Here is a 554-nt window from a genome sequence, read left to right as displayed (position 1 = left end):
GTAGAATTTCAGGTGTAGCGGTGAAATGCGTAGAGATCTGAAGGAATACCGGTGGCGAAGGCGGCCCCCTGGACAGATACTGACACTCAGATGCGAAAGCGTGGGGAGGCAAACAGGATTAGATACCCTGGTAGTCCACGCTGTAAACGATGTCTACTTGGAGGTTGTGGCCTTGAGCCGTGGCTTTCGGAGCTAACGCGTTAAGTAGACCGCCTGGGGAGTACGGTCGCAAGATTAAAACTCAAATGAATTGACGGGGGCCCGCACAAGCGGTGGAGCATGTGGTTTAATTCGATGCAACGCGAAGAACCTTACCTACTCTTGACATCCAGAGAATCTAGCGGAGACGCTGGAGTGCCTTCGGGAACTCTGAGACAGGTGCTGCATGGCTGTCGTCAGCTCGTGTTGTGAAATGTTGGGTTAAGTCCCGCAACGAGCGCAACCCTTATCCTTGTTTGCCAGCGAGTAATGTCGGGAACTCCAGGGAGACTGCCGGTGATAAACCGGAGGAAGGTGGGGACGACGTCAAGTCATCATGGCCCTTACGAGTAGGG

At 53.8% G+C, this 554-nt stretch carries 1 rRNA gene; it reads left to right on the top strand.

Annotation, left to right across the window (positions count from 1 at the left end):
- Window positions 1-554 (top strand): 16S ribosomal RNA (locus CIK04_RS31275); the annotation flags it as partial.

The organism is Vibrio sp. 03_296, from assembly GCF_002265885.1.
This window is presented reverse-complemented; position numbering and strand designations above follow the sequence as displayed.